This window comes from Planktothrix prolifica NIVA-CYA 540 (assembly GCF_963864145.1).
Lineage (GTDB): Bacteria > Cyanobacteriota > Cyanobacteriia > Cyanobacteriales > Microcoleaceae > Planktothrix > Planktothrix agardhii.
The window spans coordinates 914,839-930,937 of record NZ_CAWLTW010000001.1; the positions used below are offsets into that span (position 1 = coordinate 914,839).

Annotated in this window: 12 protein-coding genes; 3 read left to right on the plus strand and 9 right to left on the minus strand. The window is 40.0% G+C overall.

Features of this window, described 5'->3' with window-relative positions:
- Positions 1-208: 208 nt before the first annotated feature.
- Positions 209-2,899, minus strand: coding sequence for a DEAD/DEAH box helicase (locus AC559H_RS04245; RefSeq protein ID WP_026798442.1), 2,691 nt, complete (start codon positions 2,897-2,899; stop codon positions 209-211).
- 167 nt (positions 2,900-3,066) lie between these two features.
- Here AC559H_RS04245 and AC559H_RS04250 point away from each other — a divergent pair, with 167 nt between their 5' ends.
- Both AC559H_RS04250 and AC559H_RS04255 read left to right on the plus strand, forming a co-directional pair.
- Positions 3,067-4,200 (plus strand): M14 family zinc carboxypeptidase, encoded by a 1,134-nt coding sequence (locus AC559H_RS04250; RefSeq protein ID WP_026798443.1) that lies wholly within the window; start codon positions 3,067-3,069, stop codon positions 4,198-4,200.
- Between the two features lie 57 nt (positions 4,201-4,257).
- Positions 4,258-4,737 carry a flavin reductase family protein gene (locus AC559H_RS04255; RefSeq protein ID WP_026786946.1) on the plus strand — a complete coding sequence of 160 codons (480 nt, stop codon included), beginning with the start codon at positions 4,258-4,260 and terminating at the stop codon, positions 4,735-4,737.
- A 271-nt stretch (positions 4,738-5,008) separates the two neighbouring features.
- On the opposite strand, the gene AC559H_RS04260 is transcribed toward AC559H_RS04255, so the two are convergent.
- From AC559H_RS04260 to AC559H_RS04295, 8 genes are all read right to left on the minus strand, one after another.
- The gene (locus AC559H_RS04260) at positions 5,009-6,991 is read right to left on the minus strand and encodes a sensor histidine kinase (protein ID WP_051319772.1); all 1,983 of its coding nucleotides are present in this window, start codon (positions 6,989-6,991) and stop codon (positions 5,009-5,011) included.
- 90 nt (positions 6,992-7,081) lie between these two features.
- Positions 7,082-7,762: a response regulator transcription factor gene (locus AC559H_RS04265; protein ID WP_026798444.1), complete on the minus strand. Its 681-nt coding sequence runs from the start codon at positions 7,760-7,762 to the stop codon at positions 7,082-7,084.
- A 79-nt stretch (positions 7,763-7,841) separates the two neighbouring features.
- Positions 7,842-8,534 carry a response regulator transcription factor gene (locus tag AC559H_RS04270; protein ID WP_026798445.1) on the minus strand — a complete coding sequence of 231 codons (693 nt, stop codon included), beginning with the start codon at positions 8,532-8,534 and terminating at the stop codon, positions 7,842-7,844.
- 207 nt (positions 8,535-8,741) lie between these two features.
- Positions 8,742-10,691, minus strand: coding sequence for a tetratricopeptide repeat protein (locus tag AC559H_RS04275; protein WP_026798446.1), 1,950 nt, complete (start codon positions 10,689-10,691; stop codon positions 8,742-8,744).
- 210 nt (positions 10,692-10,901) lie between these two features.
- Entirely contained in the window at positions 10,902-11,072 is a 171-nt protein-coding gene (gene psb34, locus AC559H_RS04280) for a photosystem II assembly protein Psb34 (protein ID WP_144018157.1), read from the minus strand.
- A 100-nt stretch (positions 11,073-11,172) separates the two neighbouring features.
- Positions 11,173-12,000, minus strand: coding sequence for a thiazole synthase (locus AC559H_RS04285; RefSeq protein ID WP_026797626.1), 828 nt, complete (start codon positions 11,998-12,000; stop codon positions 11,173-11,175).
- 127 nt (positions 12,001-12,127) lie between these two features.
- Positions 12,128-13,003, minus strand: a complete 876-nt coding sequence (locus AC559H_RS04290; RefSeq protein ID WP_043937081.1) for a sulfurtransferase — start codon at positions 13,001-13,003, stop codon at positions 12,128-12,130.
- A gap of 228 nt (positions 13,004-13,231) precedes the next feature.
- On the minus strand, positions 13,232-14,482 hold the full coding sequence (locus AC559H_RS04295; protein ID WP_026793834.1) for a NupC/NupG family nucleoside CNT transporter: 1,251 nt from the start codon (positions 14,480-14,482) through the stop codon (positions 13,232-13,234).
- Between the two features lie 162 nt (positions 14,483-14,644).
- On the opposite strand from AC559H_RS04295, the gene der reads away from it, so the two are divergent.
- Positions 14,645-16,009, plus strand: a complete 1,365-nt coding sequence (gene der / locus AC559H_RS04300) for a ribosome biogenesis GTPase Der (protein ID WP_026786940.1) — start codon at positions 14,645-14,647, stop codon at positions 16,007-16,009.
- Positions 16,010-16,099 lie beyond the last annotated feature (90 nt).

The following is a 16,099-nucleotide window of genomic DNA, read 5'->3' on the forward strand; positions in this document are numbered from 1 at the left end:
GGGAATTTTTTGCTAATATTAAATCGGTAGTTGCATTTAAAAATATTAATTACTCCCCCTTCCGAATAAAAATATTCTTCCTTTTCCCTCTCCTTGTAGGAGAGGGCAGGGAGAGGTCGGGAAGGGGGTTGGGGGGTTAGGTCACGAGGGATTTACCGAAAAGAATGAAACAGCCATGGGAGCAGGGGGAGGTAGGGGAGACAAAAGCCTAATCTATCGCCTCATTAATCGGGTATCGGTCTATTAACTGACGGGCGCGTAGGGCATTTTTTTTCAAAGATTCACTTAAATAAGGAACATGGGGGATTTGAGAAAGAAAATCTAAAGTTCTTCGGAACATTCGGACAATATCTCCTTCGTCTAAACTGGTATTAGAGACCAACTCCAACCAATCGGTTTCTAAAGCCCATTGCTCAATTAAACCCGTTAAATCCCTTTCTAACCAGATGGGTAAAGCAACCCGATACCGTCGTTGCTGTTTAAACAATTCCTGGCGCAGATGGCGCAACTGTCCTAGGGCGTTTTCCACCTCCTCCGATAAGTCATACCGCGTCCAACTATCGGGACGGGAAACCTCAGTTACCAAAGCTGCACAGGCCGCTGCTAAATGGTGGGGGTCAAGTTGGTCAAAAATCCCCGACTTCAAGGCTAACCCTAACCATAATTCGTTATCTCCCCGCAGGGCGGCGGTAGCCTGTCCTAAATCCGTAGGCTTCAACTCATCTAGGGCTTGGAAGTATTGCAAAATTGAAATTAAAGCCATAAATTCATCCCAATGACGGGCTAAATCTTCTTCTAATTCCCCTCGCATTTCTTCAATCATTTCATTTAATTCTGCCCAGCGTTGCCACCGTTTTAACAGTTTATTCGGTTTACCCCATTTATGAATAGGATGGGCGTCTAATTCTAACTCTAACCTTTCGACTTGTTTTTGTTGAGCGATAACTTCTGGAGGGGGTTCAGGTATATTTAATTCGGAAATTTGTTGGATAATGGCTACGGTTAACTCATCTCCTTTACGACATTGACCGAGTTTAAACGGAATATTAGGAATTTCCAGATAATCCACATTTAACCGTTTAGAATCGGGTTGCAAAATCACAATATCAGCCGCACTCACCACATACCAGCGATTATCCCGTCCTAAACAGAGGAAATAGGGCGCCTGTCCCGAACTGGGGGTTTTGGCGACTAATACGGCCGGAATGGGGTCAGACTCAATTTTGCGAGCCGTAGGAACATTTTTTCCCCGTAAACCTACAGTTGTACCCAAGGGGGTAGCATCCATGTAATATGCCATCCGGTGCATTCGGACATCTTCGGCTTGCTGTTGTAATAATTTTAATAAACGACGTTCTTCCCGTAGACGGTCATAAACTTTTTCAAAACTGGCTAGGGTTTCTTCCAACAATGCCATATTTTGTTCGCCACTAAAGCCAAATTGGGCTTCAATTAACGACAATTCCGCCTGCATGATATCAATTTCTTCTTGAGCCGGAATTAAATTAATTGTAGACAGATATTGTCCGAAACTTCGTTCAACTAATTCCCTAGATTTTTCTAAACTATGCCGTTGTAATAAGTTCAAGACCATGCCATAACTGGGGCTGAATTGACTTACTAAGGGGTCAGCTTTAGACGTCGCTAAATAGGCTGCTTCCTTGGCTCCTTCAAAGGGAGTTTGTACCGTCACCACATAGCCTTCCGTATCCATGCCGCGCCGTCCCGCCCGTCCTGACATTTGCAGAAATTCCGAGGCTTTTAACAGGCGATGACCGTCATCGGTGCGTTTTGATAAACTAGAAATTACCGTAGTTCTAGCGGGCATATTAATCCCGGCGGCGAGGGTTTCCGTGGCAAATACCACCTTAATTAATCCCTGTTGAAATAATTCTTCTACTAACCCTTTCCAAGTCGGTAAAAGTCCGGCATGGTGGGCGGCAATTCCTTTATATAAAATTTCCACTTGCTCGGGACGAATGCCTTCGGGACTTGAGGCTAAAAACGCATCAATTCGTTCTTTTAACCGGGCGGTTTCGGCTTCATTAACTAATGATAAATGACGCACTTCTCCGACGGAGCGATCGCAACCTTTCCGACTAAAGATAAAATAAATAGCAGGTAACATATCCCTTTCTTTTAGATGGGATATAGTCGCGCCTAAATTCGGAATATCATTGCGTCTACCCCGTGGAGGAAGGCCCTTTTTTTCTTTGAGGCGAGGATTAATTCTTTTCAGGGAATCATCTAATAGGGGAAAGAAGCCTTTAATATTACAAAAATGATATTGTAAGGGTACTGGCCGAAAGGTAGAATAAATTAACTCCGTTGGGCCATGAACTTGAGAAATCCAGTGGGTTAATTGTTCACTATTGGCCACCGTTGCCGATAACGCCACTAATTGAATTTCCCTGGGACAATAAATAATTGATTCTTCCCAAACCGTTCCCCGTTGGCGGTCGTTCATATAATGGCATTCATCCAAAACCACCGCCTCCACCGCTTCCATGGAAACTCCGACTTCTCCAATCGGTGTACCATAGAGCATATTGCGGAAAATCTCCGTGGTCATCACCACCACCGCCGCGTCCCGGTTAACGGAAATATCCCCCGTTAATAACCCCACCTTGTCCGCCCCAAACTGCTCTCGAAAATCCCGAAACTTCTGATTAGATAGTGCCTTTAGGGGTGTGGTATAGAAGACCCGCCGATTCCCTGCTAAGGCCCGATGGATAGCATATTCTCCTACTAAGGTTTTTCCCGAACCCGTTGGCGCACAAACCACAACGGACTTTCCATCATCCAACGCTGTAATCGCATCGTGTTGAAAGTCATCCAGGGGAAATGGAAATAGGGCGTTGAGATCCAGTTGGGGATTGTTTTCGGTAGAGTAGGACACAGGAATATAAATAATAAGACTAATTTTAACGTTAAAACCCCCATCATAGCATGGATTTTTTTCAAAAGTGTAGAGACCTGCCATTTAACTGTAAACTTATTAACTGTAAACTTATTAACTGTTAACTGATAACTGATAACTGTTAACTGATTACTGATGACTGATTTATGATTCCTAATATTTCAACTATTCCCTTGATTCAACTAGCTTCTGGCGATCAATTATTTATTCAAAGTTATCAGTTTAAAGGCGAAAATCCAGGCAAAAAAGTTTATTTACAATCTAATTTACACGGGGCTGAGATTAGTGGAAATGCTGTTATTCATGATCTAATTCAGTTCTTGATGACTTTAGACAAAACTCAATTAACTGGAGAAATTTTATTAGTTCCTGTTTGTAATCCTTTGGGGGTGAATCAGCGATCGCATTATTTTTCCTCCGGTCGATATAATCTTTATGATGGCAAAGACTGGAATAGAATTTTTTGGGATTATGAAAAAACCGGAGCAGATATTAGCCAATTTGCCCAAGATAATCAGGATTTAGAACAAGATGAAATTCAAGCAAAATATCGTCAAACTATTTTAAATCAATTTTATCAACTGGCTAAACTCATTAGAAGTTACCCCGGAGTTTCCTACAATAATTATTATCGCTATCAACTCCAAAACCTAGCCCTAGATGCTGATTATCTGATTGATTTACACAGTTCAACGAATAACGCCCTGGATTATTTATATTGTTTTCACAGTCGAGAAGCAAGTGCTAATGCCTTTCTATTAGATACAGGAATATTAATGAATGATTATGATGGGGATGCCTTTGATGAAGCCTTTATGAAGCCCTGGTTAGCCTTAGAAAACGAATTAGCTAAACTAGGAAAAAATATTAGATTTGAGATAGAATCTTGGACATTAGAACTTGGTTCCGGGTTAGAAATGAATCCCGAATCTGTGCAGAAAGGAATTAGGGGAATCAAAAATTATCTAGTGACCAAAGGACTTTTATCAATAAAAGATTTCCCCTTAGCTTCCAACCCCAATCATCAGATTCATCTTACCCCTAAACACAAAATTCAACGCTATCATTCCCCCGGCGGAGGCATGATTGAATTTTATGTTAAACTGGGAGAAACTATTTATAAAAATCAGAAACTCTATACTATTTTGAGTTTTAATAAAATTGGAGAATTACCCCAAATTCGGGAGGTTTTCGCCGAAGGAGACGGACTCATTTTCGATATCACCAAAAATCATTCCGTAAATCAATGGGATTATGTTTTAGGGGTAATGCCGTCTTAACTTCTAGTTTTTTGCTAAACTAATTGCGTAAAATCACTCAATACTTAAATTAAAACCGTGTTAGACGAAGCCGCTAAAAAAACAATTCTGCGTAAAATTCCCCACGCCCTCTATATTTGTGGAGTCAAAGAGGGAGAGGAAGTCAATGGTTTTACCGCCAGTTGGGTGACACAAGCCTCCTTTGAACCGCCCTTAGTGGTCAACTGTGTTAAAAATGATTCTAAATCCCATGCCATGATTAAAACCAGTGGTGTGTTCGCCCTCAGTTTCCTGGCTGAAGGTCAAAAAGACATCGCCCAGAAATTCTTTAAACCCCAACATCGAGTGGGAAACAAATTTGAAGACATCGAATTTTATCTAGGAGAAACCGGTTGTCCGATTATTTCCGCCGCCCTGGGTTATGTAGAATGTCAAGTGGTGGGTTGTGTTGAACACGGCGACCATACGGTATTCGTCGGGGAAGTCATCGCCGCAGGTGTTCATCAAGAAGCCGAAATTCTTAACCTCGCCAGCACAGGATGGAATTATGGCGGATAGGTAGGGGAACACTGCGATTAATGTTTTTAACTCTTTCAGGACTTACGCAATTACGCTAAGTACCTAAACAAAATTAATTACACATCTTCTGCCCAGATCCGGCGTTCCCTCCCCCCCTAGCCCCCCGTGCACGGGGGGTTTGGGGGGGGCTGTTCCCTCTCTCAACTAGGTAATTTATTTTGTGCAACTACTTATATATAGCGCATAGAAAATCGGGCGATTTTTGTTGATTTAGCTCAGAGAATCGCCCGACACCAGGATTAAATTAGTCTCAATTCATGAGTTTTAAGGGATGGGAAGAAATAGAGCTTTGAGTTGAAGGTGATTTTGTATTAGTATCAGATAGGGGAATACTAATCATCACAGTGGTTCCGAGATCTAAACCTGGACTATCTAGGGTAATAAAACCCCCCATCATTTGCATTAAACGGCGAGAAATAGCTAAACCCAATCCAATTCCCCCGAATTCCCTTGTGGTTGAACCATCGGCCATGGCAAAGGGTTCAAAGATTTTTTGCTGATGTCCTAACGCCACACCAATTCCGGTATCGGTAATGGTGACTACAACTTGATATCGCACGGTCGTAGATTTTGAGGCGGTATTATTTTGCATCTCAATCAGAGAATTGGTAGCCAATTCAATCCGGGTAGAAATGGTGATTCCTCCCGATTTAGTAAATTTGACAGAATTATTGAGAATATTAATAAAAACTTGCTTTAACTTATCAGGATCAGCCTGAACAATAATCGGTTGATCGGGGGTGGGTAAGTCGAGGGTTAAGTTTTTGTGTTGAATATCCAACATTTGCAAATTCACCGCATCTTTGACAATTTGCATTAAATCCGTGGGTTCAAGCATCACAGATAATTTGCCTTCTTCAATTAAAGCAATATCTAAAATATCATCAACTAAATTTAATAGATGTTGGCTGGAATCCGAGGCAATTTTCAGATATTCTTCCTCCTCTGTTTTGGTATCACAGTAACCATCTTGAATCAGACTAATTGAATTAATAATCCCATTTAAAGGGGTTCTTAATTCGTGGGAAATAACTCGTAAAAATTCATTTTTTAATTGATTAGCAACTTGGGCTTCTTTGGACGCATATTCTAGGGCTTGCGCTCTCGCTCTAAGACTTGCTACCATTGTATTTAGAGCTTCAGCCAACTGATTAAACTCTGTTATTCTTAGATTGTCAGGAACATCACCCGGACTATCTAAATTTTTAGCTCTGAGTGCATAATCTCTCAATTTTTCTAAAGGAATTGCTAAATCCCTAGAAACATACACCGCAGCAATAATACTAGCAATAACTAAAGATAAAACCAAGGAGATTAACAACGATTTAATATCTTTTAATCCCGATAGAGCTTGCTGTAAATCAACAACCGCTAAAATCACCCATTGCTTATCGTTTTCCGAGGTAATCGGGCTAGGAATTGAATCATATCCCGCTAGAAGTTCATTCCCCGATTGATCAAAAGAAAATAAGTGAATAAAAGAATTTTTTTTACTCTCTAACGCATTAGATAATAAATTTTTGAGTCTATTAGCATCGGCTTGATCTTGAATATTTTGTCCCAATTTATTCAAACTTGGATGACTAATAATTGTTCCTCCTTGATCAATAATAACAGTAAATCCCGTTAAAGATTTAGGACGTTCTTTCGATTCTAAATATAAAGTTGATTGCAGACTTAACGCATATTTTAATTGATTTTTATTGTTTTGATTGACATAAATCGGGGAGTTGAATACTAATGTAATTTGATTTCGCCATTCTGAATTTTTTTGATCGAGACTGGGAACTAAATAATTAATATAAATCTCAGGATTTTGCTGTTTTTGGGACGACCAAAAGTTTTTAGGAATAGAATGTATAGGCTTTTTCCCGCAGGTCGTAGCAATCAGTTTTTGCGTTTGTAGATCAGTCAATTGGAGACAACTAACCAAGGGAGAAAACTGCTGCTGAAGTTGAGAAAGCAGCACAGAATACTGTTGAGGTTTTTCGGGTTGTAAAACAATATTATTGGTGGCAATCGTCAAACCAGACTTGTTAAAATCAATCCATTCATTAATGGTTTGTGCTTTTTTACTCGCACTTTCTGTTAAATTTAACCTAGCCGTTTCGAGCAAACCAGAACGGGCTTTTCTATAGGTAACATATTCTCCCACCAGTAGTACAGGAAGACTAAGCAGTAAAATCTGCGAGAGTAAAATCCGGCGAAATGACGATTGACCCAACTTAGGCATAGTAGAACATGGGACAGAAGACAGAACGTAGACAGCAGTTAGACCAGAGTAGACAATAAACCATAAACATTATACTAATAATCCCCTCTATTAATTGAAACGATAGCCAATACTTCTAACCGTTTGAATAAAAGAAGGATTTTTAGGGTCAGGTTCAATTTTTTTTCTAATTTGACCAATATGAACATCAATAACCCGCCCCCCTTCACTACTATCGTCTTGATAACCCCAAACTTTTTCTAAAAGTTCTGTGCGTTTCCAAGCCCGACCCGGTTTACTGGCTAAACAATAAAGCAGATCAAACTCCAACGCACTTAAAATTACTAATTCTCCTTTCAGATAGACTTCTCGCCGATTCGGGTCAATAATTAAATCCCGATAGGCTAAATTTTTGTGTTCTAAATTAGACATAGATATGCGGCGTTTTAAAATAGCCTTAATCCGCAGACTTAACTCCTCCAAATCAAAGGGTTTGGTTACAAAGTCATCGGCTCCTTCTTTTAACCCGAGTTTTGGATCTTGTTCACTGGTGAGCATCAGGATCAGAACATGAGTTTGATTTTGCATTTCTCGACATAATACTAAACCCGTTGTATCCGGCAAATTCAGATCTAAAATGACTAAATCGGGGTTGAACTGTTCAAATACTTTCAACGCCGTCTTGCCATCAGCGGCCACTTCTATTTGGTAATCCTGTTGGCTTAAATAACGACTAATTAAATTTCGGATTGCCGGATCATCATCAACAACAAGAATCTTTGCTGAGTTCATAACTAAAAAGCCCGTGAGAATTTAACGATTGATAATCGGGCATGAATGGTTAAGAATATAGGACAATTATCCATTACAATTAACGTTCACCTGTGCGCCGATCAAACATATATCCCACACCCCGAATTGTTTTTATAAAGGAAGGTTGCTCCACATCCAGTTCGATTTTTTTGCGAATCTGACCAATATGAACATCAACAACCCGCTGCTCCTTTTCATACTCATAACCCCACACTTCCTGCAATAATTCTGACCGTCGCCAGGCTCGACCCGGTTTGCGGGCTAAACAGTAGAGCAGGTCAAATTCTAATGCACTTAGGGCGATTAATTCACCACCAATATAAACCTCTCGACGATTTGGATCAATGATTAAATCCCCATAAATTAAATTTTTGGGTTGTGTATCTACTTGATTTCGTTGACGCTTTAAAATTGCTTTGATTCTAAGGTTTAATTCTTCTAAATCAAAGGGTTTGGTCACAAAGTCATCGGCTCCCTCCTTTAACCCAAGTTTGGGATCTTTTTCGCTGGTTAGCATTAGGATAAATACACTGGTTCGACTTTGCATTTCCCTACACAATGCTAAACCGGTTGTATCCGGCAAATTTAGATCCAATACCACTAAGTCAGGATTGAACTGTTCAAACCTTTCCAATGCGGAATGGCCGTCACTCGCTATTTCAACTTGATAGTCCTGTTGGCTAAGATAACGACTTATGAGGTTCCGTATTGCTGGATCATCATCAACTACGAGAATTTTTACAGATGCCATAACCAAGCATATTAAGCAGAAGGTTGAGCCAGAATATTAAATAGACATCTCAATGTTAATGGAAAACTTGAACCTACACCCAATAAAATATCAATTTAGCAAAAACCGTAATAATCCCCAGATTATGCCTCAGTTTCCGGGAGCGAGTTGAATGGACTGCTCTTGATTGGGAAAGAATACCATTTTTAGCCAAACAAATAGAGAACTTTAGACCCAAATTTTTGGTAATATTTCAGACAATAGATGAGCAGGAATCTGAGATAAAGCCTGATTTTGTCCTTCTAATCCAGACTCATTGTAGAAGGCGCGAATAGTTCGCAGCAAGTAACCCAAAGTTGTTTGATGATGTTCGGTGGTTTTTGATTGGGAAACAGAACTCTCCATAAACTCTTGTCCTTCTGGTTGATTAAGATCATTAATAATCGCTTGAATGTGATGTTTGAGTGCGGCTTTTAAAAAAGAAATTTTGGTGTTTTTTTCGAGATGTAAATGAGGATCGGTTGCCAGTTGGTAGTGGGTTAGTCCCAGATTATTATGGGTTGCTAAGGGATCAAAATTGAGTTGGGCCCGACTGAGATCCGCCGTAATGGAGAGGGCTTTTTGATAGGCTGCAATGGCTCTTTTTAAAAATTTAGCCCGAATTTCCGATTTTTGATAGTGGTTTGCCAAATGCCAATAGACGATACCCAAATTATTATAGGTGGCTGCACAGGCAATTGGGGCTGAGGCGGTCGTCCGATAGCTCAAGGCTTGATGATAGGCGTGAGTGGCTTGTAATAGCAATTTAGCCGAGGGTTGATGTTGACTCAATGTCCAGTAGGCTGTGCCTAAATTGGTTTGTAGCAGGGCATAATTGAGGGGATCGTGTTGCGGGGTATAAAATTCCATTGCTTCGGTATAGGCAGCAATGGCAGCTTTCAGGTGAGGAATGGGTTGGGTTTTTTGGGCCAGTTTCCAATAGATCGTTCCCAAATTATTTTGAATTGTTGCATAATCTTGAATCTGGGAACCCTTGATTTCAGAAAGGTTCAAATTCAAATAACATAAGGCTTCTGTATAAGCAATAATTGACTGTTCTAAATTTTTACTCCCATCTTGCCAAGTCGCTAAATCTGCATAAGTCGCTCCTAAGTTTTTTTGGATTTGTATATATAAATTTGGTTGAATTTCAGGATCAACTTTCATTAAAGCGTTTTGATAAAAAATAATACTTTTTTCTAAATAACACATCACATCCAGAGATTTTGGATTCTCTTGAACCCTTTGGCGAAATTCCATCCAATATAATGTTCCTAAGTCATTAAAAACATTAATAGAATCATCAAGATCGTCGGAAGCAATAGAACTTTTATTCAATTCTGGAATAATTTCTAAAACTTTTTCGTATGCTTGAATAGCCTGGGTATAGTTGAGTTCTGAATTGTCCCCAGCTAAAATGCGATCGCGGTATATATTCCCTAATTTACGATAGGCTGGAGATAAGCAGGAAAGGGCAGAATGTTGCTCAAATTGTTGAATCTGATCGAGAAGTTCCTGCAACGGATCAGATATTTGACCCCGTTCAACAGGTTCGGAAGTTTCCCCAAAATCTAAGGAAATGGTCTCCGACTCCAAGTTACTCGGAGTGGGATCACTGATCCATTCAAATACTCCGGTTCGTCGCTCCCAAAACTCTGGTACTGACTGTTGAATACAAGATAACCAAGGGGAAGAAATCCACAACAGCAAACTAAATTCAAATTGGTCGAGATGGTTTTCTAAAGTGCGTAAATATCTTAAAAATGACCATTGTACCGCCGGAGGTTGACGGGTTAAATGTTCTACCCCTAAAATTTGAAATCCGATAATATCTGGATGACTCTCATTAGATTTATTTTGAGCATACCATTGGATAATTGCCTGAAATGGATTCGGATCACTTAAATCAAGTTTTACACTAATTAAACCTGAAGAAATGGGAGATTGGGGTATAATATTCTCCTGATGTTTGGATAAAAAATCTGTTCGTAACTGTAGCGCCAAATGATTTCGCAGATTTAAGTTATCACAAACTCCAAGAAAAACTTGACGGCGAAGTTGCAAAGCCAGCGCCTGTTGTAAACGATCGTAGATTCGCTGATGAGTTTGGGAAACTAAAACAGAACAATTATTGGTCATCGCCATTATCAACCCTTAAACCATCACCTAGGACATCTAATTATCTTCTTCCATCTGGCGGTTCAGGTTCAGGAGAGAGGCGGGTTTTTAAGGGTTATTCCTATTCTTTGTGTCTCTATATCTTTGTGGTTTGCTTCAAATCCGGGGGGCATTTTACGATTAGCAAACGTAAAAATACCCAAAACCCGCCCGGACTGAATGATTAATATCTCAGGATACAGTGAAGGCAAGGAATAATAAAACCCCTACCAAGGCAATCCCAGCAAGACCACCGATAATATAATTCCGTTTTTGTGAATTGGTAGGGGGTTCGGCTGTATAAACTTTAGGTTCCACTGCGAAGTTATTCAGACGTCCACCTTGTTCATTGATATAGGGCATGATGAAAAATCCTTATGTTACTATCTGGGATCAAGAATAACAAAAATTTAACAAAAATTTACACTCCATGGAAAAACTTAATAATTTGAAGACTGACAGTTTAACGGGCGATTGTCCCAGTTAGGGGTGAGGACGCTTGGGCGTAGCTTTTGACCGGAATTCGCCCAGCCAGATAAGCCAGACGTCCGGCTTCCGTGGCCATTCCCATAGCTCTGGCCATGGCGGTGGAATTTTGGGCCAGGGCGATCGCCGAATTAATTAATAACGCATCCGCCCCCATTTCCATCGCTAAGGCTGCTTCACTGGGCGCACCAATACCAGCATCCACAACCACTGGAACCCTGGCATTATCAATAATAATGGCAATATTGGCAGCGTTTCTAATTCCCTGTCCTGAACCGATGGGAGAACCCAAAGGCATCACCGTGACACAGCCAACATCCTCTAAACGTTTCGCCAGCAGCGGATCGGCATTAATATAGGGTAAAACGGCAAAACCTTCTTTGACTAGCTGTTCCGCCGCTTCTAACGTGCCAATCGGGTCAGGAAGTAAATATTTACTATCAGGAATTACTTCTAATTTGACAAAATTATTGTCTTCCTGTCCTAATAATTTTGCCATTTCCCGTCCTAATCTAGCCACCCGAATTGCTTCTTCTGCGGTTTGACATCCGGCGGTATTTGGTAACATCCAAATTTTACTCCAATCAATAGCTTCGGCTAACCCTTCATGTCCTGGGGCTTGGGTTTGGACTCGTCTAACGGCCACGGTAACAATTTCGCACCCACTGGCGGTAATACTATCCTGCATTTCTTGGAGGTTACGATATTTCCCCGTCCCGGTCATTAACCGAGATTTAAAGGTTTTTCCCGCAATAATTAAGGAAGTATCAAGGAAAGATGAGTTAGTTTTTTCTATGGTTTGCATAATGGGTAATGGGTAATGGGTAATGGGTAATGGGTAATGAGGATCAAGGATTTAGGAGGATTTCACGGATTTCACAGATTTTAATCTGTGTTAATCTGCGTAATCATCTTAAATCCGTGTTCTAATTTTAATCTGTGTTAATCTGCGTAATCATCTTAAATCCGTGATCTGATTTTTGTGCTTCTGTTAAATAGGAACACCAATCACTCCAACTTCCCCCATATAATTTAGCTTGATCAATTCCTGCTAATTCTAAGGAAAATAAATTCACACAGGCAGTAACTCCTGAACCACAATAAACGATTATTTCTTCTGAGTCTTTAATATTCTGCCAGCGTTGGGATTGTTCGTTTATTTTAACAAAACCCGTGGTTTCTGTCACCTCTTGCCAAGGATAATTTACCGCCCCCGGAATACATCCGGCAATTGGATCAATGGGTTCGGTTTTTCCTAAATAGCGTTCGGGTTCCCTGGAGTCAATCAGCACCACTCCGGGTAAGTCTTTTCGAGCTTTTACAGTTTCAATATCAACTAACATTTCTGACTGGATTTCTGGCTTAAATATTCCTAATTTTGGATTAGGAATATTAGAACTAATGGGATAGTCTAAATTTTTCCATTGACTAAACCCTCCATCTAATAAAACAACTTGATTATGCCCAAAATAACGCAATAACCACCACAACCGAGAAGCAAAAGCTAACCGAGAATCATCATAAGCAACGACTAAGGTTTGTTGAGAAGTTATACCAATTTCTGATAACTTTGCTGATAGTTTTTCTGGGTTAGGTAAGGGGTGACGTCCGCCGTGTTTTTGAATCGGACTTGATAAATCTTGGTCTAAATCTAAATAAAATGCTCCTGGAAGATGACCTTCTTGATATTGTTGTTGTCCTAATTTGGGATTGGCCAAGGAAAACCGACAGTCTACAATCACAATATTATCATCTTCGAGATGTTCTGCTAACCATTTTGGAGAAACGATCAATTGAGATGCAGTCATAGTAATTTCAAGAATCAGTAACCATAACAATTATTATAATATCTTTTTATAAAGAGAAACAAAAGTAGACAAATAATTCATAAGTCTAGCAACAGCAAATAATCTTTTTATGTTTTATTAATATTGTAGTTTTGAATCGACTCAATTAATGTAAAATAGTGTTGCAAGTTTTTGGTTTTGCTTTACAAAAATTAATCATTTTTTGACGAGGATGGGGGCTGTTATTTATTATAATAATATACCAGCAATACAAGCGGTCATAAAACAGGCAATAGAACCCGCGATCATCGCTCTAATTCCTAATCGAGCAACATCGGCTTGTCGTTCGGGAGCGATCGCAGAAATTCCCCCAATTTGTATGGCAATCGAACCAATATTAGAAAACCCACAGAGGGCATAAGTAGAAATAATTATAGCCCGTTCAGAAATTGTAGAAAGGGTATTTTCTCCCCCCTTGCCTTGAGCAATTTGTTGAGAATTTTCGATCAATTGTTTTAAATCTAAATAGGCAATAAATTCATTTAGAACTGTTTTTTTACCTAATAAAACTCCCACCTGTAAACAATCTGCGATTGGAATTCCCATTAACCAAGCCACCGGAGCAAATAAATAACCAAAAATTCCTTCTAAAGATAAAGAAGGCATCCCCCAAAAACTTCCCAACCATTGTAAAACCCCATTAATTAAGGCTAATAATCCTAAAAAAGCAATTAACATAGCCGCCACATTTAAAGCTAATTTCATGCCATCACTGGCGCCAGTTGCCGCCGCATCAATTCCATTAGCAGAAGTAGGTTGAACTTCTATTTTAACTTTTCCTTTAGTTAAAGAGATTTCCGTTTCAGGATAGAATATTTTAGAAATTGCTAAAGCAGCAGGAGCCGACATCACAGAAGCCGCCAGAATATGTTCGGCGGGAATACCAAAGGAAATATAAGCGGCCATCACCCCTCCCGCAATTGTAGCAAATCCCCCGGTCATCACCGCATGAAGTTCTGAATTTGTTAAGGTATGAATATAGGGTTTAATTAATAATGGAGCCTCCGTTTGTCCGATAAAAATATTCGCCGAACAGGATAAAGTTTCTGAACCTGATGTTTTCAAAGTTCGCATCATTACCCAAGCCACAGCTTCTACAATTTTTTGTAAAATTTTATAATGATATAAAATAGAAATAAAAGAGGAAAAGAAAATAATTGTTGGTAAAACTTTAAAAGCAATAAAATGGTCTTGAAAATCTTCTCCAAAAACAAATTTAGCCCCCTGATCAGAAAAGTTAAGAAAGTGACTGACCGCATTTCCTAAAAACTCAAATAAAGCAAAACCAGCCTGAGTTTTGAGGATGAGTACGGCTAAAATAAACTGTAATCCAATCCCCCATAAAACCGGATGCCAACGCACCGCTTGACGATTCACAGAGCAGAGATAGGAAATTCCTACAAAAACAAATAATCCCAAAAGTGAAATTCCACGTTCCATAATTGTTTGATTTAATGTAGATTTTCAATGTACAATTAGAATGCTGTGCAAAAAGCGTCAGAATCCAAAATCAACCCTTTGCCAATTACTGTTAGCCCCAGCACACTGTAGGAGAAAAGCAATTATACCCCTACCGTTAATTACGTCTTACCAAACAGATTTATGTCTTTACCTATTGTTGCTATTATTGGCCGTCCCAATGTCGGAAAATCAACTCTAGCCAATCGTTTGGCGGGAAATCCCGAAGCGATTGTGCATGATCAGCCCGGTATTACCCGCGATCGCACCTATCGCCCCGCCTTTTGGCAGGATCGAGAATTTCAAGTCGTCGATACGGGCGGTTTAGTCTTTGATGATGACACAGAATTTTTGCCCATGATTCGAGAACAAGCAATGATCGCTTTAACCGAAGCCACCGCCGCGATTTTTGTGGTAGATGGTCAGGTGGGTTTGACGGGTGGGGATGAAGCGATCGCAAGTTGGTTACGAGAACAATCAATACCGATTTTATTAGCAGTAAATAAATGTGAATCTCCCACCACTGGAATTGTTCAAGCTGCCGATTTTTGGGAATTGGGACTAGGGGAACCCTATCCGGTTTCTGGGATTCATGGATCGGGAACCGGGGAATTATTAGATGATTTGATTAAACATTTACCCCCGATTGATGAAATCGAAACTGAAAAAGAAATTAAAGTAGCAATTATTGGTCGTCCGAATGTTGGAAAATCAAGTTTATTGAATTCCTTTTTAGGGGAAAATCGCGCCATTGTTAGTCCGATTTCGGGGACAACCAGAGATGCAATTGATACAGTAATTGAACGGGATGGAAAAACCTATCGCTTAATTGATACCGCCGGAATTCGACGCAAGAAAAATGTGGAATATGGGGCGGAATTTTTTGGGATTAATCGAGCTTTTAAAGCTATTAATCGGGCGGATGTGGTGTTACTTGTGATTGATGCGATTGATCAAGTTACTGATCAAGATCAAAAATTAGCTGATCGAATTATTGAAGAAGGTCGATCCTGTGTAATTGTGGTGAATAAATGGGATGCGATCGAGAAAGATACCTATACTATTTTAGACTATGAAAAAGAAGTCCGAGCCAAACTCTATTTTATGGATTGGGCGGAATTAATTTTTATCAGTGCTAAAACGGGTCAACGGGTTGAAAAAATTCTGAATTTAGTCGATACTGCCGCCGAAGGTCACGAACGACGAGTATCAACGGCCGTAATTAATGAAGTGATTGAAGAAGCGATTAGTTGGCATTCTCCCCCCGTCACTCGCCAAGGGAAACAGGGGAAAATCTACTATGGAACCCAAGTCAGTAGTAAACCTCCGACGCTGGTTTTATTTGTTAATGATCCTAAACGATTTAATGACAATTACCGTCGTTATATTGATGGTCAATTCCGTAAACAATTGGGCTTTAAAGGCACACCGATTAAGTTAATTTGGCGAGGAAAATCTGCCAGAGAAATTGAACGAAATCCGGCTAACCGAGCCACCCGGGTTAAATAAGAAAGCAGGGGAGGCGGGGAGCGTTTGAAGTTGTTATGGAAAGTTTAAGACCATGGCAAAAGGCAGTCGATTCCCGCGCTTTACGAATTA

Excerpts from the sequence above, each read along its gene's own strand:
- AC559H_RS04250 (WP_026798443.1), top strand. The coding sequence starts at position 3,067 with ATGATTCCTAATATTTCAACTATTCCCTTGATTCAACTAGCTTCTGGC.
- AC559H_RS04260 (WP_051319772.1), bottom strand. The coding sequence starts at position 6,991 with ATGCCTAAGTTGGGTCAATCGTCATTTCGCCGGATTTTACTCTCGCAG.
- AC559H_RS04265 (WP_026798444.1), bottom strand. The coding sequence starts at position 7,762 with ATGAACTCAGCAAAGATTCTTGTTGTTGATGATGATCCGGCAATCCGA.
- AC559H_RS04270 (WP_026798445.1), bottom strand. The coding sequence starts at position 8,534 with ATGGCATCTGTAAAAATTCTCGTAGTTGATGATGATCCAGCAATACGG.
- AC559H_RS04275 (WP_026798446.1), bottom strand. The coding sequence starts at position 10,691 with ATGACCAATAATTGTTCTGTTTTAGTTTCCCAAACTCATCAGCGAATC.
- psb34 (WP_144018157.1), bottom strand. The coding sequence starts at position 11,072 with ATGCCCTATATCAATGAACAAGGTGGACGTCTGAATAACTTCGCAGTG.
- AC559H_RS04285 (WP_026797626.1), bottom strand. The coding sequence starts at position 12,000 with ATGCAAACCATAGAAAAAACTAACTCATCTTTCCTTGATACTTCCTTA.
- AC559H_RS04290 (WP_043937081.1), bottom strand. The coding sequence starts at position 13,003 with ATGACTGCATCTCAATTGATCGTTTCTCCAAAATGGTTAGCAGAACAT.
- AC559H_RS04295 (WP_026793834.1), bottom strand. The coding sequence starts at position 14,482 with ATGGAACGTGGAATTTCACTTTTGGGATTATTTGTTTTTGTAGGAATT.
- der (WP_026786940.1), top strand. The coding sequence starts at position 14,645 with ATGTCTTTACCTATTGTTGCTATTATTGGCCGTCCCAATGTCGGAAAA.